At 68.1% G+C, this 18,700-nt stretch carries 17 protein-coding genes; 7 read left to right on the top strand and 10 right to left on the bottom strand.

Annotation, left to right across the window (positions count from 1 at the left end):
• Positions 1 to 24: 24 nt before the first annotated feature.
• Entirely contained in the window at positions 25 to 1,662 is a 1,638-nt protein-coding gene (locus tag RVF83_RS04315; RefSeq protein WP_005196444.1) for an NTF2-like N-terminal transpeptidase domain-containing protein, read from the bottom strand.
• 193 nt (positions 1,663 to 1,855) lie between these two features.
• On the opposite strand from RVF83_RS04315, the gene RVF83_RS04320 reads away from it, so the two are divergent.
• Positions 1,856 to 2,608 (top strand): pirin family protein, encoded by a 753-nt coding sequence (locus RVF83_RS04320; protein ID WP_005196443.1) that lies wholly within the window; start codon positions 1,856 to 1,858, stop codon positions 2,606 to 2,608.
• A gap of 9 nt (positions 2,609 to 2,617) precedes the next feature.
• Here the strand turns inward: RVF83_RS04320 and RVF83_RS04325 are convergent, their stop codons facing one another.
• The 3 genes from RVF83_RS04325 to RVF83_RS04335 all read right to left on the bottom strand — a co-directional run bounded on the left by RVF83_RS04325 (position 2,618) and on the right by RVF83_RS04335 (position 5,671).
• Positions 2,618 to 3,334, bottom strand: coding sequence for a sterol desaturase family protein (locus RVF83_RS04325; RefSeq protein ID WP_005196442.1), 717 nt, complete (start codon positions 3,332 to 3,334; stop codon positions 2,618 to 2,620).
• The gene (locus RVF83_RS04330; protein ID WP_005196441.1) at positions 3,334 to 4,077 is read right to left on the bottom strand and encodes a FadR/GntR family transcriptional regulator; all 744 of its coding nucleotides are present in this window, start codon (positions 4,075 to 4,077) and stop codon (positions 3,334 to 3,336) included. Before RVF83_RS04330 ends, RVF83_RS04325 begins: the two co-directional genes overlap by 1 nt.
• Positions 4,078 to 4,210: 133 nt before the next feature.
• A complete protein-coding gene (locus RVF83_RS04335) occupies positions 4,211 to 5,671 on the bottom strand; it encodes a dihydrolipoyl dehydrogenase family protein (RefSeq protein WP_005196439.1) in 1,461 nt (486 codons plus the stop codon).
• Between the two features lie 85 nt (positions 5,672 to 5,756).
• Here RVF83_RS04335 and RVF83_RS04340 point away from each other — a divergent pair, with 85 nt between their 5' ends.
• The gene (locus tag RVF83_RS04340) at positions 5,757 to 7,748 is read left to right on the top strand and encodes a M13 family metallopeptidase (RefSeq protein ID WP_039880151.1); all 1,992 of its coding nucleotides are present in this window, start codon (positions 5,757 to 5,759) and stop codon (positions 7,746 to 7,748) included.
• Positions 7,745 to 8,314 (top strand): potassium channel family protein, encoded by a 570-nt coding sequence (locus RVF83_RS04345; RefSeq protein ID WP_005196436.1) that lies wholly within the window; start codon positions 7,745 to 7,747, stop codon positions 8,312 to 8,314. Before RVF83_RS04340 ends, RVF83_RS04345 begins: the two co-directional genes overlap by 4 nt.
• Before the next feature lie 33 nt (positions 8,315 to 8,347).
• Here the strand turns inward: RVF83_RS04345 and RVF83_RS04350 are convergent, their stop codons facing one another.
• A complete protein-coding gene (locus RVF83_RS04350) occupies positions 8,348 to 9,475 on the bottom strand; it encodes an NDMA-dependent alcohol dehydrogenase (protein WP_005196435.1) in 1,128 nt (375 codons plus the stop codon).
• 233 nt (positions 9,476 to 9,708) lie between these two features.
• Between RVF83_RS04350 and RVF83_RS04355 the strand changes: the two genes are divergently transcribed.
• The 4 genes from RVF83_RS04355 (at position 9,709) to RVF83_RS04370 (ending at position 13,739) form a co-directional block, all read left to right on the top strand.
• Positions 9,709 to 11,838 (top strand): MMPL family transporter, encoded by a 2,130-nt coding sequence (locus RVF83_RS04355; RefSeq protein WP_005196433.1) that lies wholly within the window; start codon positions 9,709 to 9,711, stop codon positions 11,836 to 11,838.
• Between the two features lie 102 nt (positions 11,839 to 11,940).
• The gene (locus tag RVF83_RS04360) at positions 11,941 to 12,897 is read left to right on the top strand and encodes a R2-like ligand-binding oxidase (RefSeq protein WP_005196432.1); all 957 of its coding nucleotides are present in this window, start codon (positions 11,941 to 11,943) and stop codon (positions 12,895 to 12,897) included.
• A 135-nt stretch (positions 12,898 to 13,032) separates the two neighbouring features.
• Positions 13,033 to 13,419 (top strand): hypothetical protein, encoded by a 387-nt coding sequence (locus RVF83_RS04365; RefSeq protein ID WP_039880163.1) that lies wholly within the window; start codon positions 13,033 to 13,035, stop codon positions 13,417 to 13,419.
• Positions 13,416 to 13,739 carry a hypothetical protein gene (locus tag RVF83_RS04370; protein ID WP_005196429.1) on the top strand — a complete coding sequence of 108 codons (324 nt, stop codon included), beginning with the start codon at positions 13,416 to 13,418 and terminating at the stop codon, positions 13,737 to 13,739. The genes RVF83_RS04365 and RVF83_RS04370 overlap by 4 nt, the downstream gene beginning before the upstream one ends.
• 9 nt (positions 13,740 to 13,748) lie before the next feature.
• Here RVF83_RS04370 and RVF83_RS04375 read toward each other — a convergent pair whose 3' ends face one another.
• From RVF83_RS04375 to RVF83_RS04395, 5 genes are read right to left on the bottom strand one after another with little or no spacing between them, the layout of a single operon-like run.
• Complete coding sequence (locus RVF83_RS04375; protein WP_005196428.1) at positions 13,749 to 14,360, bottom strand: ABC transporter ATP-binding protein; 612 nt, start codon at positions 14,358 to 14,360, stop codon at positions 13,749 to 13,751.
• Complete coding sequence (locus tag RVF83_RS04380) at positions 14,357 to 15,115, bottom strand: ATP-binding cassette domain-containing protein (RefSeq protein ID WP_005196426.1); 759 nt, start codon at positions 15,113 to 15,115, stop codon at positions 14,357 to 14,359. The genes RVF83_RS04375 and RVF83_RS04380 overlap by 4 nt, the downstream gene beginning before the upstream one ends.
• Positions 15,112 to 15,978, bottom strand: coding sequence for an ABC transporter permease (locus tag RVF83_RS04385; protein ID WP_005196424.1), 867 nt, complete (start codon positions 15,976 to 15,978; stop codon positions 15,112 to 15,114). The genes RVF83_RS04380 and RVF83_RS04385 overlap by 4 nt, the downstream gene beginning before the upstream one ends.
• Entirely contained in the window at positions 15,975 to 17,051 is a 1,077-nt protein-coding gene (locus RVF83_RS04390; protein WP_039880160.1) for an ABC transporter permease, read from the bottom strand. Before RVF83_RS04390 ends, RVF83_RS04385 begins: the two co-directional genes overlap by 4 nt.
• Positions 17,048 to 18,679 (bottom strand): ABC transporter substrate-binding protein, encoded by a 1,632-nt coding sequence (locus RVF83_RS04395; protein WP_210735762.1) that lies wholly within the window; start codon positions 18,677 to 18,679, stop codon positions 17,048 to 17,050. The genes RVF83_RS04390 and RVF83_RS04395 overlap by 4 nt, the downstream gene beginning before the upstream one ends.
• Positions 18,680 to 18,700: the final 21 nt, after the last annotated feature.

An 18,700-nucleotide genomic window follows, 5' to 3' on the forward strand; every position in this document is an offset into this window, starting at 1 on the left:
GGCTGCCTACGCCGTCTTTCGCGTCTACTTGATGGTGAAGTATTTCTGCGCCACCTGGAGCGCTGCGGTGCCCGACTTCGGACCCTCGGTGTAGATCACGACGACCTGTCCACCCTGGATGCCGACGAACCAGCCCGGCCCCTCGGGACCGTTGGTTCCGACCAGCGCCTTCAGGCCGGGGGCCCGGGTCAGGTCGCTGGCATCGCCGGTGGCCGCGGTCGTGGTCATGGCCCGCAGCAGCGGACCGACCAACGCAGGGTCGAGGCCTCCGAGTTCACCGCCGGTGACCTTGGTGGGCACGTTCTTGAGGACGAACGGCGGCACCGACGACGGTTGACCCGCAGCGGCCCGTGCCAGCGCGACACCGAGCGCACCCATGTTGGTCATCGACATGTTGGTCTGCCCAGGGCGGAAGCCGATGGTCGCGATACCGGGCTGTCCCGGCGTCGGGACGCTGGCACCGGGAACCGTGAACTGCACACCGAGGCCCAGGCGGTCGAGGAGCGTCTCCGCCTGCTCGGGTTGCGCGCCGGAGATACGGCCGATCTCGTCGAAGACCGGGTTCAGCGTCGAGCCGACCGGGTACGCCCGATCGATCTCGATGTTGCGTTCGGCGGCGTAGCTGTTCTGCGCCATACCGAGGATCGCGCCGCTCTGGGCGTCGAGTGTGAGGATCGTGGCGGGCTGCCCGACCTCGACCGCGGCGTCGCCCAGGGTCAGCTGCACACCCTGATCGACGGTCGACAGGACGTCCGGTCCGGGCGGCCCCTGCTCACCGGCGAGGCGACGGGGCCGGAGGCCGGGGTTGACCATCTCGACCTGCCAGCCGGCAGTGGCGTCCCGGATTGCCTGCCAGTAGTTGGTCAGGCCGTCCTCGAGGGGCGACGACAGGCGGCGGTCGGCCATGACGAGCCGGTCGGTGCGGTTCACGCTCACCCCGGGCACACGGGCGGGGTCGCCGGCGAGAACCTGCATGTCCGGGTCGCGCAGTGTCACGGCGATCACCGGCTTGCCCGGTGTCTCGGCCAACTTCTCGCCGATGACCGTGGGGGTGATCAGCGGGGCGATCGGCGCGATGACCCCGGCCAGCGCACGCGTCGTGGCGGCCAGATCGCGGGTCTGTGCAGGGTCGATGACGATTTCGTTGACCGGTTGGAGGTACATGAAGACCTTGCCCGACCGGCTGCGTACCGACGGCGCGGGCGTCGCGTCGGTGCGGACCTCGCGCAGGTGTCCGCCGGCGCCGAGGCCAGGATGCAAGATCGCCGGATCCCAGGTGACCTTCCAGCCCGACGACAGCTTCCGCGCGGTTCCTTCGCTGTTCGCCTCGTAGACGCGCCCCTTGTCCCAGTTCCACTTGGTGGTCAGGGCGAAGGTCGCGGTGCCATCGCTGTATTCGACGGGTTTCTCGATGTCGACGTCGATCCGTTGTGCCGACATCTCTTTCAGCGTCGTGGTCAGACTGTCACCGGCTTGACCAGGCGCAGTCGTGAACTGCGCGGCACCGCCGGCGTCCTGGCGGCTCAGTGCAGTGGCGAAAGCGTCGATGGCGGCGACGGCACCCGAGTTCGACGTTCCGGTGAGCGAACAGGAGCTCACGACGACGGCGCAGGTGACCGCGGCACAAGCGGCGGACGTTGCACGCTTGACCCAGATCTTCATAGCGACAATTTTCACTCTTGTAACACCCGAAATCGACGCTCTCAGCTTCCATTCGGGAATCAAGCCGGTCACGAACGCGTCTCGTCCCGCAATCTCTGCGCCACAGCCGTCGCCCGGGTGTGGTTTCGTTCACGAAACCCGCGGGCGAACTCCGGCCAGGGGTGAGGGTCGGGCGGACTGCGATGATGAACTCATGGCTTTCACGGTGATCCCCGGCGACGATCGCATGGTCACGACGACCGACTGGCTCACCTCGCGGCACGGGTTCTCCTTCGGCGACCACTACGATCCCGACAACACCCACTTCGGCGCCCTCCTCGCGTTCAACGACGAGGTGGTGGCACCCGGCGAGGGCTTCGACCTCCATCATCACCAGGAGAGCGAGATCGTCACCTGGGTGGTGTCCGGGACGCTCGTGCACCGGGATTCGGCCGGGCACTCGGGCGTGCTCTACCCGGGTCTCGTGCAACGGATGAGCGCCGGGACCGGCGTCGAACACTCCGAGCGCAACGACACGTGGCCGGACCTGGCGGGTTCGGGGACCGAGCCGGTGCACTACGTCCAGATGTGGCTGATGCCCGACCGCCACGGACTCGAACCGTCCTACGACCAGGCCGACGTCGCCGACCGGCTGGCGGCCGGTGAGCTGGTCCCGGTCGCCTCCGGGGACCCCGACCGTGGGGCCGCGATCTCGATCGCCAACGCCGGCGCCACCCTCTACGCCGTGCGGCTGAGCCCCGGCGGGAAGGCCGAGATCCCGACTGCGCGCTTCACACTCCTGTTCGTCGTCGGGGGCCAGGCTGAGGCCACCGTCGACGGGGAGCCCGCAACCTTGCGTGCCGGTGACGCCGTGCGCGCCGTCGACGCCGAACTGATGTCGGTCAGCTCCGCCGCCGGTGCCGAGGTCCTGGTCTGGTCGATGGCGGCTGGGCTCGGGGGTGCCTGACGGGAACCGCTACTCCGTCCGCGACAAGGCGTGCAGATCCTTCGCGGTCGGCGACTTCTCGACGCTGTCGGGGTCGGGGTAGGTCCGCAGCAACCTGTCGGCGGTCCCCGCCGTGGTGACCGTGAACCAGTAGTGCTCGTTGCGGTAGTGGTGAAAGCGGTGGTTGCGCCAGAGCCGGCGGTAGAACGCATGTCGCGGCCGGTAGTCGGAGTGGATGAGGTAGTGCGTCCACTCGTAGACCAGTCCGATCGCCGGGAGCACGACGAGGAACGTGAGTCCCCGTTCGACGCTGGTGAAGAGCAGCAGTCCGACGGCGAGGGCGGCGACGATCACGACGATCAGCACCTGCCACGGGATGAAGATGAGCGGGATGTCGCGGGGGTCGCGATGATGCTCCCGGTGCTTGCGCGAGACGAGCGGGTCGATGGTGACCGGTCCCAGTCGCTTCGGGCGCCAATGGAGGACGAAGACGTGGACCAGCCACTCCACCAGCGGGAAGCTCGCGACCATGACGACGGGGACGAGCACGTCGGCGAGACCCCAACCGCCCAGCCACACACGCGCCACCAGCGCGGTGGCGAGGAAGCCCGCCATGATCCACGGCGACGGATGCCGGAGGAACTCGGCGAACGCGTCGCGCAGCGACATCGAATGCCTCGACCTCATACGCCGTTCTTCGGCCGCCACCTGCCGGCGCGCCGTGATGTCGATCTCGTCGGCGGACATCAGTGCCCCTCCCCCTGTGTGGTTTCTGCGTTCTCGAGTACCTCGCAGAGTGCGAGCAGCGCCGTCGTCGCAGGTTCGAGCAGAGCTCGAGCAGCCGCCGCGGCTCGTCCGGGATCACGCGCGGCGATGGTGTCGACCACCGCGCGATAGCCATCGATGTTCCCGACCTCGGGTTCGAGGACCCCGGCGAGGGCCGGGACCGCGGGCTCGTAGGCGGCGCGCAGCGAGTTGTACATGAGCCGGAAGGCGATCGAGTCGGCCGCGTCGACGACGACGCTCCAGAACTCGAGGGCGACGACCTGCTGGCCGACGGGCTCGGGCTCGACGGCGAGACGGTCGAGGACCGCTCGGATCGCGACGAGATCGCTGTCGGTGGCACGCCGCGCCGCGAGGCGGGCGACCTCCGGGCCGACGGCGGCACGCGCCTCGATGATCGACCGCGCGACGCGCGGCACGAGCGCACCGCTGCGGATGAGGAGACGCGGCAGGAGATCGAGGCCTCCCGTCCGGGCGATGTCCTGGACCCGCGCGCCGTCGCCCTGCCGGATGGTGACGAGTCCCGACGCCTCGACCCGCTTGAGCGCCTCGCGCACGGTCGGCCGGGACACCCCCAGCATTCGCGCGAGCTCCCGCTCGCTGGGGAGCGCCTCGCCGGCGGCCAGATCGCCGGCCAGCACGCCTTCGACGATCTGGTCGAAGACGATCTCGGGCGCACTCTGCTGGGTCACCGGCTGGAAGGGCATGTCTGTGACCGTAGCCACATGGGGTCAGGTGGTCAAGTGGTCAGACCAGGCCGTCGCCAACAACGCTGGTTCGGATCGGCGGCGCCACCTCTACGTAGGGAACCTTTTCGGCGTAGTCGCGATTCTGCCCAGGTCAGCGAAGCTGATCGAGCAGCCGCAGCCACACCTCACTGACGGTCGGGTACGACGGGACCGCGTGCCACAGCCGCGACAGCGGCACCTCGCCGACGATCGCGACCGTCGCCGAGTGCACGAGTTCGCCGGTCTGCGACCCGACGAAGGTCGCACCGACGAGAATCTCCCTCTCCGCGTCGACGACCAGCGATGCGTACCCGGAGTAGTCCGGCCCGAGCAGGTACGACCCGGCCACTGCGATCTCGCCCTCGGCGACGCGCACGTCGATGCCGGCAGCGGTCGCCTGTTCGCGGGTGAGCCCTACCGACGAGATCTCCGGTCGGGTGAACACCACCTGTGGCACCGCAGCATGGTCGGAACTCGCGACGTACCGCGGGCCGTCGAGTTCCCGACCCTCGGCCCGTGCGGCGATGACGTCGCCGGCCACCCGCGCCTGATACTTGCCCATGTGCGTCAATGCGTTGCGGCCGTTGGCATCTCCAACCGAGTACAGCCACGGATGCCCCGGCACGGTGAGGTGATCGTCGACCCTCAGCGGGCCCTTCGCCTCCACCCCCAGGGCATCGAGTCCCACATCGGTTGTCGCGGGCGCCCTTCCGGCCGCGACCAGGGTCTCGTCGACGGTGAGCTCGTCGGCTCCGTCGCCGGTGAGCCGGACGATCGCCGGGCCGCCGTGGAGTCGCCCGTATCCGGTGTCCGCGGCGTCGGGCCTCTCGACGGAGTCGATCGTCGTCCCGAAGCGGATGTCGGCGCCGCGTTCCCGCAGCGCGTCGGCAACCCGTTCGCCGGCGAAGGGTTCCATCTTCGGCAGCAGCCGGTCCCCGCGGATCGCCATCACGAGACCGCGCACACCCAGGTCGAGCAGCCACGTCGCGGCCTCGCAGGCCACGACCCCGCCGCCGAGCACCACCACCCGTTCCGGGATGTCGAGGATGTTGGTCGCGTCGCGCGATGTCCACGGCAGCGCCTCGCGCAGTCCCGGGATCGGCGGAACGGATGCGGTGCTCCCGGTGGCGACGACCACCGCCTCGCGGGCTGTCAGGAGCCGGTCACCGACCCGGACCTGTTTCTCGCCGACGATCCGGCCGTGGCCGCGGATCACCTCGATCCCGGCACTCTCGGCCCACTTCACCTGACCGGTGTCGTCGTGGGTGGCGGCCCCGTCGGTGAGTCGTCCGGTGACGGTGTCCCGCCAGCCGAGCACGCCGTCGGCATCCGGGTTCGACGCCGACGCCCGTTCCCTGGACCCGGCCAGCGACCGCGCCTCGCCGAGCGCGTTCCCGGGCCCGAGCAGCGCCTTGGACGGCATGCAGGCCCAGTAGGAGCACTCCCCGCCCATCAGTTCGTGTTCGACGATCGCCGCGGTGCGATCGCTTCCTCGTATCGCGTAGTCGGCGGCATTCTCGCCCACCGGCCCGCCGCCGATCACGACGACGTCGTAGCTGGTTTCTCCCACCATGGATCCACCGTAGGGACCCGACCGGGCCCCCGCGTGATTTCGCCGGTACCGAACGCTGCTGACGGATCGGCGATCCGGTGACAGGATGGAGCGCGTGACTGCTTCGAATACCGATCTCAAGTCCGGACTCGACCTCGAGTGGGTCGACGATTCCGTCCGCATCCAGGACGATCTGTTCGCCCACGTCAACGGCAAGTGGTTGGAGTCGCACGTCATTCCCGACGACCGTTCGGTCGACGGAGCATTCCACGTGCTGCGCGACAACTCCGAGGAGAACGTCCGCGACATCATCACCGAGTGTGCGGAGTCGAGCCCGGCGAGCGGTTCCGACGCACAGAAGATCGGCGACCTCTACGCCTCGTTCATGGACACCGACCACATCGAGGCGCTCGGAATCGGCCCGATCACCGGCGAGCTCGAGAAGATCGCCGCCATCGATTCCGTGGACGCACTCGCCCGGCGTATCGGCCGGCTCCAGCGACACGGCGCCGGTGGACTGTTCGGCTTCTACGTCGACACCGACGCCAAGAAGTCCGACCGCTACCTGGTGCACGTCACCCAGTCCGGTCTCGGCCTGCCCGACGAGTCGTACTACCGCGAGGACAAACACGCGGAGACCCGCACCGCTTATGTGGCGCACGTGGAGCGGATGTTCGCCCTCGCCGGCTTCGACGACGCAGCTGCCCGCGCCGGCACCATCCTCGATCTCGAGACCGCGATCGCGGCCGCGCACTGGGACGTCGTCAAGCGCCGCGACGCCGAACTCACCTACAACCTGATGACGCTGGACGAATTCTCCTCCACCGCTGACGGTTTTCCGATCAGCGAGTGGCTGGGCGGTCTGGGCACCACCGGTGACCCGACCTTCGCCGAGGTCGTCGTCGCGCAGCCGTCCTTCGTGTCCGGCGCGTCGGCTCTCATCGCCTCTCGTCCGCTCGACGAGTGGAAGACCTGGCTGACGTGGCGACTGCTCCGCTCCGCGGCGTCGTACCTGTCGTCGGACTTCGTCGACGAGAGCTTCGACTTCTACGGCCGCACGCTGACGGGCGCGGAGACCATCCGTGACCGATGGAAGCGCGGCGTCGGGTTCGTCGAGGGCGCGATGGGCTTCGCGGTCGGCAAGCTCTATGTCGCCAAGCACTTCCCGCCGGAGGCGAAGGCGCGTATGGACGAGCTTATCGCCAACCTGGTGAAGGCCTACCGCCGCAACATCTCCGAACTCCCGTGGATGACCCCGGACACCCGGGAGAAGGCCCTCGCGAAACTCGAGAAGTTCACCCCCAAGATCGGCTACCCGGCGAAATGGCGCGACTACAGCGCGCTGAGCGTCGACCGCGGTGATCTCATCGGGAACGTCGCGCGCGCATCGTCGTTCGAGCAGGACCGCGAGTTCGCCAAGATCGGCGGACCGGTCGATCACGACGAGTGGTTCATGACGCCGCAGACAGTCAACGCCTACTACAACCCGGGCATGAACGAGATCGTCTTCCCGGCCGCCATCCTGCAGCCGCCGTTCTTCGACCCCGAGGCCGACGACGCGGTCAACTACGGCGGCATCGGCGCCGTGATCGGCCACGAGATCGGGCACGGCTTCGACGATCAGGGCGCGAAGTACGACGGCGACGGCAACCTGGTCGACTGGTGGACCGACACCGACCGTAGCGAGTTCTCTTCCCGTACACGCAAGCTCATCGACCAGTACGGCGAGTTCACCCCGACGGGCCTCGACCCGGAACACAAGGTCAACGGTGACTTCACCATCGGTGAGAACATCGGCGACCTCGGTGGTCTGTCCATCGCGCTGGTCGCGTACGAGATCGCGACCGAGGGAACCGAACCCCCGGTGATCGACGGGCTGACCGGTACGCAACGAGTCTTCTTCAGCTGGGCGCAGATCTGGCGCACCAAGACCCGCGACGCCGAGGCGATCCGTCGTCTGTCGATCGACCCGCACTCGCCGCCGGAGTTCCGCTGCAACGGCGTCGTGCGCAACATGGACGCCTTCTACGAGGCCTTCGACGTGAAGCCCGGGGACGCACTGTATCTGGAGCAGGACCAGCGGGTCCGGATCTGGTGAACGACGCATCCGGCGGCCCTCTCGGCGCCCCGGCACCGGGACCGGGGTCGCCGGATTCCTTCGTGTTGGCGAAGGGACGTGACCTGACGGTCGCCCTACTCCGTCCCATCGGCGCCGCCATCGTCCTGCTGACCGGATACTTCCTGCTGCCGATCAACAAGGACAGCAATCTCAACACCCTCGGGATGGTCCTGGGTGCGGCACTGCTCGCGTCGTTCTGCGTGTGGGAGGTGCGCAGATTCGCGCGGTCCACCCGTCCGGTCGCGACCGCGGTCGAGATGCTGGTGGCGCTGGCGACGTTCTACATCGTCGCCTTCGCCACCACGTATTACCTGTTCTCCGAATACGATCCGGGCAGCTTCAACGAGAAGCTCACCCGCGTCGACGCCCTGTACTTCTGCCTGACGGTGTTCACGACAACGGGTTTCGGCGACATCGCACCGGATTCGCAGGGGGCACGGATCGCGGTGTCGATCCAGATGGCCAGCACGCTGGTACTCCTCGGGCTCGGCCTGCGTTTCCTCAACCTGTTGATCAATCAGCGACGCCAGGCCACCGCAGGGTGACCCGGCGTCGCTGATCAGGGTGTCGGAGAACGATCAGTAGTCGTCTTCCCCGTAGACGATCATGCCGCGAATGTTGTTGCCCGCCAGCATGTCGTCATAGGCCTCGTTGATCTGGTCGAGCCGGTAGGTGTTGGTCACCAGATCATCGAGGTTCAGCTTGCCCGCGCGGTACTCGTTCAGTAGCGCCGGGACCTGGGTCCGCGGGCTGGCACCACCGAAGATGGCGCCCTGCACCCGCTTCTGCAGGAGGGTGAGCTCGAAGAGGTTCATCTGGGCGTCCATCGCTTGGAAGTTGCCCATGCCCACCACGACGACCTGTCCGCCCTTGCCGGTGAGGGCGAGAGCGGGGGCGATCATCGAGCCGTCGATCTCGCCGACGGTGAGGATGGTGGTGTTGGCCATCCGGCCCCAGGTGATGTCGCCGATGGCTTCGAGCGCGTCCTCCATCGACGCGAAAGTGTGTGTCGCACCGAGCTTCTCGGCCATCTGCAGCTTAAAGGGCACCGGGTCGACGGCGATGACGTTGCGTGCACCGGCGGCCGCGGCGCCCTGGACCGAGTTGATGCCGACACCGCCGATGCCGACCACCACGACCGTGTCGCCGGCATGCGTGCCGCCGATCTCGACCGCCGAACCCCAGCCGGTCGCCACACCGCATCCGAGGAGGGCTGCGGCCTGCAGTGGGATGTCGTCCTCGATCTTCACCAGTGACGCCTGGTTGACCGTGATGTAGGGCGCGAACGTGCCGAGCATGCACATCTGCACGAGCGGCAGACCGTCATGGGTGTGCGCCCGGTTGGTGTCGTCGGAGATGGACAAGCCGGTCAGCAGGCGCGCACCCTCGTCGCAGATGTTCTGCTGACCGCGCGAACACGGCTCACAGGTCCCGCATGCCGGGATGAACGCAGTGACGACGTGGTCGCCCTCCTTGAGACGGGTGACACCCGGACCGACCTTGGTCACGACGCCGGCGCCCTCGTGTCCGCCCAGCACCGGCATCGGCGCCGGACTGTCACCGGTGCGGAGGTGATGGTCGCTGTGGCAGAGACCCGAGCTGACGAGCTTCACCTGGACTTCGCCTGCCACCGGGTCACCGAGCTCGAACTCCTCGATCTGCCACATCTCACCCGGATTGCGGAGAACTGCACCTTTGGTCTTCACGTGTGCTCCTTGCTCGTGCCGCCCCGGAACAGGGCGTTAGATATCGCCGTCTGCTTATGCGACGTACATCACATGTTGGTCCAAGTCCTCGGTCGCCGCAGCCAATTCACGTGATCGGTGTCACGCGTTCCCACTGCGGCCATCCGGCTCCCGGATGGCACCGAATCGGTTGCATGCGACCGCCCTCGAGCCCTTCCTCCGCACGTGCGGAAAAGGCATGGAACGATGACCCCATGCCGGACAAGACCGTTTCGAGTCCCCGTCCCACCCGCAGGCTCCGCTGGCTCATCCCCGCCCTGCTCCTTCTGGGCTGGTTGATCGTCGGCGGCATCACGGGCCCGTTCGCCGGCAAGCTGGCGGGCGTCGCGAGCAACGACAACAGTTCGTTCCTCCCCGCCTCGGCCGAGTCGACGCAGGTCCAGAATCTGCTGGCCGACTTCCAGGACACCGACGAGATCCCCGCCATCGTCATCGCGGAACGCTCCAGCGGGATCACGCCCGGTGACCTCGAGTTCCTGCGCACCACCACGGCCGACCTGGCCGGCACGCCCGGTTTCGGTCCGGCGGTCTCCCCGCCGATCCCGTCGCAGGACGGCCAGGCCGCCCAGCTCTTCGTCCCGATCCAGAGCGCCGGCGAACCCGCCGACACTGTCGAGATCCTGCGCGACAAGCTGGCGAACGCACCGGACGGTCTGACGGTCGCGGTCACCGGTCCCGCGGGCCAGGTCGCCGACCTCGGCGAGGCCTTCGCCGGCATCGACGGCCTGCTGCTGCTGGTCGCGGGCGCCGTCGTGATCCTGATCCTGATCGTCGTCTACCGCAGCCCCATCCTGCCGTTCGTGGTGGTCATCTCCGCGGTTTTCGCCCTCGGACTCGCATCGGGACTCGTCTACTTCCTGACCAAGCAGGGCGTGCTCGACCTCAACGGTCAGAGCCAGGGCATCCTGTTCATCCTCGTCTTCGGGGCCGCGACGGACTACGCGCTGCTGCTCGTGTCCCGGTATCGCGAGGAACTGATAGCCACCGAGGACAAATACGCCGCGATCAAGCAGGCGTGGCGCGCGACGATCGAGCCGGTCGCGGCGTCGGCGGGCACGGTCATCGCCGGTGTCCTGTGTCTGCTGTTGTCGGATCTGAACTCCAACAAGAGCCTCGGTCCGGTCGCCGCGATCGGCATCGTCGCGTCTTTCCTGGCGTCGATGACCTTTTTGCCGGCCGCGCTCGCGCTGCTCGGCCGCGCCGCGTTCTGGCCCCTCCGCCCCAAGTACGCGCCGGAGACCTCGGCCGACAGCGGCGCCACCCACCGCCTGTGGAAGCGCATCGCCGACGCGGTCGCGTCCAAGCCGCGTGCCATCTGGGCCGGCACGTTGATCGTGCTGCTCATCGGCGCGGCGTTCGCCCCGACCTTCAAGGCCGACGGCATCGCGTCGACGGACTTCTTCATGGGCACGGTCGAGTCGGTGGAGGGCGCCGAGATCCAGGCCAAGCACTTCGACGCCGGTAGCGGCACGCCCACCTACGTCATCGCCGACCAGGCCGCCGGCACCGCGGTGCTCGACGCGGTCCGTGCGACCGACGGGGTGGCCAACGCCGAACTGCTCACCGAAGGCGACGCCCCGAAGGTCGTCGACGGCAAGGTCGCGATCACCGCGACGCTGACCGACAACGCCGAGTCGCTCGCCGCCCAGGACACCGTCTCCGACATCCGCTCGGCGGTGGACTCGGTCCCGAACGCCGACGCGCTGGTCGGTGGAACCACGGCCATCGACCTCGACACCCGCGAGACGTCGATCCACGACCGCAACCTGATCATCCCGATCGTGCTGATCGTGGTCTTCCTCGTGCTGGTCGCACTGCTCCGCAGCATCCTGGCGCCGGCCATCCTGCTGGCGACCACGGTGCTGTCCTTCGCGACGACGCTGGGCGTGGCGGCACTGCTGTTCAACGGTCCGTTCGGATTCCCCGGTGCAGACCCGGTGGTCCCGCTGTTCGCCTTCGTGTTCCTCGTGGCACTCGGCATCGACTACAACATCTTCCTGATGACCCGAGTGCGCGAGGAAGCACTCCGGCACGGGACCCGGATCGGCATGATCCGCGGCCTGACCGCGACCGGCGGCGTCATCACCTCGGCCGGCGTCGTGCTGGCGGCGACCTTCGCGGCACTCGCCGTGATCCCGCTGCTGTTCCTCGCACAGGTGGCGTTCCTGGTGGCGTTCGGCGTCCTCATCGACACGCTCATCGTGCGCACACTCCTGGTGCCTGCGCTGACCCTCGACATCGGTCGCAAGATCTGGTGGCCGAGTGCGCTGGCCAAGCGCGAAGAAGACGACACGACACCGGAGCCCGTTCTCGACAAGGCGTAACATGAGCTACGGCAAGCGAATTCGCTGAACCTGACACTGTTCGCAGGGGAAAGCGTTAGCGTCAGGTATTCGTACTCTCCACGGCAGTTGGCTGGTGATCTCATGACGCTTATCGAGCACAAGGAAGAGGGCCGCCAGGACTTCTCCTCGTTGCGACCGGGAGGTCTCAACTGGGACTCGTTTCCGTTGCGTCTCTTCATCAAAGGCAACGCCCGCTTCTGGGACCCGACGGCGATCGACTTCTCGCGGGACGCCCAGGACTGGGTCGAGCTGAACGACGAGCAACGCCGTAGCGCAACGTATCTCGTGAGTCAGTTCATCGCGGGCGAGGAGGCGGTGACCGAGGACATCCAGCCCTTCATGAAGGCGATGTCCACCGAGGGCCGCTTCGGCGACGAGATGTACCTGACCCAGTTCTGTTTCGAAGAGGCCAAGCACACCCAGGTCTTCCGGATGTGGATGGACTCCGTCGGCCTCCAAGAAGACCTCCAGGCGTTCGTCGCGGAGAACCCCTTCTATCGCCGGCTGTTCTACGAGGAGCTGCCGGAGTCGCTGCACGCCCTGGAGCACGACGCGTCGCCACGCAACCAGATCCGCGCCAGCGTCACCTACAACCACGTCATCGAGGGCAGCCTGGCGCTGACGGGTTACCACGCCTGGCAGAAGGTCTGCACGCGCTACGACATCTTCCCCGGCATGCAGAAGCTGATCCGCTTCATCAGCGACGACGAGCGTCGCCACATGGCGTGGGGCACCTTCACCTGCCGCCGGCACGTCGCCGCCGACGACTCGCTCTGGGCCACCGTCGGCGAACGCATGGACGAGCTCCTCCCACTGGCGCTCGGCATGATCGACTGGGTCAACCAGCAGTTCGAGGAGCAACCCTTCGGCCTCGACAACAACGAATTCCTCACCTACGCCGCCGACCGCGCCCAACGCCGACTCTCCGCCATCGAATCCGCCCGCGGACGCTCGGTCGCCGACATCGACGTCGACTACTCCCCCGAAGTCCTCGAGGACGCCATGGGCGAGGACGACGCGGTGCGGTTGCAGATGTAGGTTCGTCGCCCGGCGTCGAGATCCACCACCCACGCGTCGACGGTCCCCGGCGTGCCCTGACACAGGTGGATCGGAGAATTGTCGGCATTCCACATGTGATCTATCCTGTGTTCCAGGAGGTGATCGGAAGTGTCAATCACCGGTGCGCACCCAGATCTCGCGGCCTTCAACGAGGCAACCCGCATGTCGGACGCCGAGCTGGTATCAGCCTTACGAGACCTGCTCGGCGCGAAGCTCGTCGCTTATCTCGGCACCGTCAAGGAAACCCGCGCGGTCCGGCAGTGGGCCGACGGTAGCCGTGCAATCGCCAACCCGACCGATAAAGAGCGTCTGCGAATCGCCTACCGCGCGGCCCGGATCATCTCTGAACGCGACAGTCCCACCGTGGCACAGGCTTGGTTTCAAGGACTCAATCCCATACTCGACGACACGTCGCCCGCACGAGCCCTTCGTGACGGGGACCTGGACACCGAGGGACCCCGGGTTCTGGGTGCAGCGCGCCAGTTTGCCGCGGTTGGATGAGCGAAGCGTCCGCTCTCGGCTCGATCGCGTATGCGTCCCGCGAGGTACAGATCCACCGGGTCCGCTACCGGCCGGACGTCTGGAAATGGACCCCGTGGCAATACGCCGTCGACCAACTCGCGACGCCGACCGGTCGACCTGTCACGGGAATCGAGTTCAGCTCACGTCATGCAGACAATTGCCGGCTCTGGGGCGTGTTCGAGCGGGACGCCGACACCGACCTCGCCATCGTGCCGACACCGATGAACGAACCGGTCGATCCGTTCGACCCCGACCTCGTCGAGGCCATGAGGCTTCTCGACGTCGAGTGGGCCAACTAGTCGCGTCGGCTACTTCGCGTCGAGATCCACCGCCCGGTCACACCGAGCGTCGACGAGCCGCCGCTGGTGACTGACCAGCACCATCCCGGCCCCGGCGTCGACCAGCTCTTGGAGAAGGCCGATCACCGCCCGCGCCGAGATCGGGTCGAGCATGGCGGTGGGCTCATCGCACAGGACGAACCGCGGCGTTTGCACGAGCAGCCGACCGATGCACGCGCGTTGGAGCTGGCCGTCGGAGACCTGCGAGGGGAAGCGGTCGAGAAGAGCGCGGTCGAGACCCACGCGTGCGGCGATCTCCTCCACGTCACAGAGCCGTCGCGTGATCGCGGCGGGTTCCGCGACGATCCTCCGCAAGGTCCAGCGCGGGTTGGCGACGACCCGGGGATGCTGCGCGAGGAGTCCGACGGTCCCCGGGCGCGGTTCCCCACCACGCTGTTCGACGGCGCCTGCCGCCGGTTCCGTCAGTCCGGCGAGGATGCGCAGCAGCGTCGTCTTCCCGCTGCCTGACCGGCCGACGACGCCGGTGATCGAGCCCGTGTCGACGGCGATGTCGAGGTCGGCGAAGACCTCGCGGTCACCGAATCGCGCGGTCAGGCCTCTGCCGGCGAGTGTCGCCGTCATGCGACCGGCTCGAAGAAGGCAGCGACGTACTCATCGTCGGACGTTGCGAGGTCAGCGGCCGCACGATGATCGACGATGCGGCCGGCGCGCATGACCGCGACCGAATCACACCCCGCCCTCCGCAGGGTCTCCGTGTCATGGGTGATCACCAGGACGGCGGCGCCGCGTCGAGCCGTCTCTGTCAGGAGTGCCCAAATCGCGGCCGCGAGGTCGGGGTCCAGGGCGGAGGTCGGTTCGTCGGCGACCAGGACCTCGGGACCGCCGGCCAGGGCTGCGGCGATCGCGGCGCGTTGCGCCATGCCGCCGGACAGTTCGTGCGGGTAGAGCCGCAGCGCGTCTGGATCGAGATGCACCGCATGGCACAGCTCGACCGCGTCGCGCGCGCCGTCGAGGCCGGCGATCACCTCGTCGAGTTGGGAGCCGAGCGTGCGCACCGGCGTGAACGAGGTCGCCGCCGACTGCGGCACAAACCCGACGCGACGGCCGCGGACCGCCCGCCAGCGCGGGTCTCGTCCGCCGATTTCGTGACCCAGGAAGGCGTCATCGCCCAGGGCCAGGCGTCCGGTCACGCTCGATCCGGGCGGCAGCAGCCCGCAGATCGCCGCCGCGACCATTGACTTCCCGCAGCCCGACTCGCCGACGAGGGCGGTCATCGAACCGGCCGGCAGGTCCAGAGTCACGTCGTCGAGGACCCGCACGCGCTGGCGGCGTCGCGCGGTGACATCGACCGTCACCCCATCGAGACGGGCGGTCATCGCCACACCTCGCCGCTCGGCGGAAGCGTGGCGCGTCGCAGCGAGGCAGCCGCTCCCGAGCACGCGAGCGCGGTGAACAAGAGCGCCACACCGGGAACGACCAACGTCCACCAGGCGCCGGTGAGGACGTCGCCGCGGGCTTGACCGAGGAGCGTGCCCAGGCTCGCGGCGTCCGGAGACAGGCCGACGCCCAGGAACGACAGCGTCGTCTCGTGCCACACCGCGTGTGGGAGGAGCACCGTCATCGCGACCAACACCTGTCCGGACACCGCAGGCAGCAGGTGGCGGGTGGCGATGAACGCGCGCGAGGCACCGGCCAGGCGTGCGGTCTCCACCCATCCCGCCGAGGTCGCCTCGAGCAGCTCGGCACGCACCACCCGTGCCACGGCCGGCCAATGGGTGAGCGCGATCGAGGCGATGATCGCGAGGGGTTCGCCGCGCCACATCGCCGCGATCACGACACCCACGACCAGGTGCGGCAGCGCGTTCACCCCATCGACGACACGCATCACGACCGCATCGACCCACCCGCCGGCGGTCACCGACGCGACTCCGACGACCACACCGAGGACGGTGGCCAGCACCGCGCAGGCGATGGCGATGAGCAATGAGATCCGCAGCCCCTCCGCGGTGCGGACGCCGAGGTCGTAGCCGGAATGATCGGTCCCCAGGAGTGCGCCACGGCCGGGGGCGCGCAGGGCCTGTGCGAAGTCGGCGGTCTGATCGCCGGCGACGAAAGGCCACCCCACGGCCAGCAGCGCGAACACACCGAGCACTACCCACGGCGCCACAAGCGTGAATCGCTCGCGGGTTACGGCCCAATGACTTTCGTCGGAGATCGTCGATTGATGGACGGCTGTCATGCGCGCAATCCGATCCGCGGATCGATCCAGACGGCGGCCACATCCGACAACGCCGACCCGATGAGCACGAGCACCGCGGACCCGACGGCAAGCGGTGCGAGAAGTGAGAAGTCGAGGGCCACCGCGGAATCGACGAGAGCTTCGGCGAGACCCGGCCAGCCGAAGACGGTTTCGACGATGGCGGCACCGGCGATGAGCTCCGGCAGCCGTGTTCCGAGCAGCGCAAGGGTCGGCAGCACCGACACCGGCACGATGTGTCCGCGCAACAACCTCCATCCGCCCACGCCGCGGGCACGTGCGCCCCGCACCGCGTCGGACGCGGCAGCGTCGACGACCGCCGACCTCATCGTCAGCAGCAACCACGGGATCATCGAGATGGTCAACGCGAGGTAGGGCAGCACCGCGTGCGTGAGCAGACCGTCGAGCGAGTAGCCATCGCCCGGACGTCGTGCGCCCGAGGTGGGAAACCAGCCCAGCCCCACAGCGAAAGCGCTGACCAGCAGAAGGGATACGACGAACGGCGGTGTCGCGGCGAGTATCGCAGCCAGAGAGGTGCAGGCACGGTCGAGCAGACCGCCGCGTCGCATGCCGACCACGGCACCGAGGACGATCGCGATCACCGCAGCAGACAGCAACGCCGCGAACGACATTCCCAATGTGAACGGGAGCCGTTGACCGATCACGTCGGCCACCGGTTGACGCATGGTCGACGACCATCCCAGGTCTCCCCGGAACACCGCACCCCACCACTTCCACCAGGCCGTGAACCAGTGGTCGTCGAGGTCGTATGCCTGCGTCATGGCGTCCCGTTGCGCCCGCGTCGCCGACTGGTACCTGTCGCCGAGATGCGCCGTGAGCGGATCGAACGGCGAGGCCGCGGCGAGCGCGAACACCCCCAGCGATACGAGAAGCACGGTCGGGATCATCACCAGGAACCGGCGTCCGAGAAGTCGCATGGCCGTTCGAGAACCACCCCGGCGTCGACCGTATTCGCTTGTGCCGAGCGGATTCTCCGGTTCGGGACGCGGGCCCGCCGCGGGCCGCTCGGCGTCCGGCCGGATCCACGTGGTCACGATGTCGGCGCCCAGGACGGCAGATTCCACCACGGCCCCCAGGTCACGCCGTGCGAGTGGGGTTCGAGGATCGGGGCATCATGCTTCCACCCCGCACTGCGGGCCACGTAGGTGTGGTGGACGAAGGCGAGGAACACCTGGGACGGCTGACGTGCGTAGATCTGCTGGATACGGCGATACCGTTCGTCGTTCTCGGACCCCGCAGCCGATTCCCTTGCAGCGTCCAGCATTTCGTCGAGCCTGGGAGCGGTGAAGTTGCCCGGGTTGGAGTAGGGCGACGAATCCGGCACACGGGTGTGGAGGGCGTCGTAGACCTGGGAATCGATGCTGTAGGGGGTCGCTCCGCCGCCGAGAAGCACACCGGCCGTGTCCATCTTGGTCTCGATCTCGTCCCAGCTGGTGCCTCGTGTCAGCACCTCGACGCCGACCCCCTTCATCGAGGCGGCGAAGGCGACCGCCAGGTCGCGGCGCAGGGTGTCCTCGGCGTTGTAGAGCAGCGGGAACGACGCGCGAACCCCGTTCCGGACGCGTACGCCGTCGGAACCGGTGCGCCAACCCGCGGCGTCGAGGGTCGACTCAGCCAGCGAACGGTCGTACGCGAACTGGGCATCGGCGTCGAAGGCATCGCCGTAGACCTTTGCGATCGGCGTGCTCGCCGGCTCCCCCTTGCCCAGCAGGACGTTGTCCACCAGCGCGTCCCGGTCGACGCCGAGGTTCATCGCCAGGCGCGCGGCGGGGTCGGCGGTGAAGGCGTTGCGTGACGGCAGCGAGACTCCCCGCCAGTCCGCCGAAGCCACCACTGCGACATCGACACCGGAACGGTCGGCGAACCCGTCGGCCAGTCGCGGCGGAAGGCCGGCCCCGTCGACCTCACCGGTCTGCACGAGCTGCGCACGGGAGTTGTCGTCGGGCACATGGGTGTAGACGATCTTGCGCACCGCCGTCGACTCCGCGCGGTCATCCCGGGTGACGAGGACCGCCTGGTCGGGGTCGAGAGACTCGAGGCGATAGTGCCCCGTTCCCACGGGCTCGGTGTTGAGTGCCCATCTCGCCGCGGGGGCGGGCTCCACCTTCTCCGACGGGACGATGCCGAGCAGGAGGTACGGCGAGGGGTCTGCGTCTGTGGTCATGGTCAGCCTGATCGCCCGTGGCCCATCGGCTTCGATGGAGGCGAGCGGCGCGAAGTCGGTGGAGATGCCCGACGCCACCTTCGGGTCGACCGCGGCGCGATACGTCGCAACCACGTCGACGGCATCGAAGGCGGTGCCGTCGGAGAAGGTGACGCCGTCCTTCAGCGGCACCCGCCAGGTCCGCGGCGCGATGCGTTCGGGCGCCGACGCGGCCAGCGCGGGCACGAGGTCGGGGACGCGGTCGTCACCGTCCGCCGCGGGAGCCAGCAGTCCGTCATAGATCGGCGACACACCCAACTGCCCGTAGCCGAGCATCGGGTTGAACTGCCCGAGGTCCTGGCTTTCGGCGAGCACGATCTGCTCCGACGTCGCGGCATCCTGCCCGAGGGCGCATCCCCCGAGGGCGACTCCGGCGAGCAACATGGACGCGACCACGACGATCACCGGCCGTCCGCGGCGTCCGAGGGGCCGGCGGCCTACACGTGTCGTCACAGACATATGTTCTCCCAGACATACATC

The organism is Gordonia rubripertincta, from assembly GCF_038024875.1.
GTDB classification, from domain to species: Bacteria; Actinomycetota; Actinomycetes; order Mycobacteriales; family Mycobacteriaceae; genus Gordonia; species Gordonia rubripertincta.

What these genes read in the sequence shown, in the direction of transcription:
- RVF83_RS04355 (WP_005196433.1), top strand. Translation starts at nt 9,709, where the DNA reads ATGCCGGACAAGACCGTTTCGAGTCCCCGTCCCACCCGCAGGCTCCGC.
- RVF83_RS04370 (WP_005196429.1), top strand. Translation starts at nt 13,416, where the DNA reads ATGAGCGAAGCGTCCGCTCTCGGCTCGATCGCGTATGCGTCCCGCGAG.
- RVF83_RS04340 (WP_039880151.1), top strand. Translation starts at nt 5,757, where the DNA reads ATGGAGCGCGTGACTGCTTCGAATACCGATCTCAAGTCCGGACTCGAC.
- RVF83_RS04320 (WP_005196443.1), top strand. Translation starts at nt 1,856, where the DNA reads ATGGCTTTCACGGTGATCCCCGGCGACGATCGCATGGTCACGACGACC.
- RVF83_RS04325 (WP_005196442.1), bottom strand. Translation starts at nt 3,334, where the DNA reads ATGTCCGCCGACGAGATCGACATCACGGCGCGCCGGCAGGTGGCGGCC.
- RVF83_RS04360 (WP_005196432.1), top strand. Translation starts at nt 11,941, where the DNA reads ATGACGCTTATCGAGCACAAGGAAGAGGGCCGCCAGGACTTCTCCTCG.
- RVF83_RS04395 (WP_210735762.1), bottom strand. Translation starts at nt 18,679, where the DNA reads ATGTCTGTGACGACACGTGTAGGCCGCCGGCCCCTCGGACGCCGCGGA.
- RVF83_RS04315 (WP_005196444.1), bottom strand. Translation starts at nt 1,662, where the DNA reads ATGAAGATCTGGGTCAAGCGTGCAACGTCCGCCGCTTGTGCCGCGGTC.
- RVF83_RS04375 (WP_005196428.1), bottom strand. Translation starts at nt 14,360, where the DNA reads ATGACGGCGACACTCGCCGGCAGAGGCCTGACCGCGCGATTCGGTGAC.
- RVF83_RS04335 (WP_005196439.1), bottom strand. Translation starts at nt 5,671, where the DNA reads ATGGTGGGAGAAACCAGCTACGACGTCGTCGTGATCGGCGGCGGGCCG.
- RVF83_RS04385 (WP_005196424.1), bottom strand. Translation starts at nt 15,978, where the DNA reads ATGACAGCCGTCCATCAATCGACGATCTCCGACGAAAGTCATTGGGCC.
- RVF83_RS04330 (WP_005196441.1), bottom strand. Translation starts at nt 4,077, where the DNA reads ATGCCCTTCCAGCCGGTGACCCAGCAGAGTGCGCCCGAGATCGTCTTC.
- RVF83_RS04380 (WP_005196426.1), bottom strand. Translation starts at nt 15,115, where the DNA reads ATGACCGCCCGTCTCGATGGGGTGACGGTCGATGTCACCGCGCGACGC.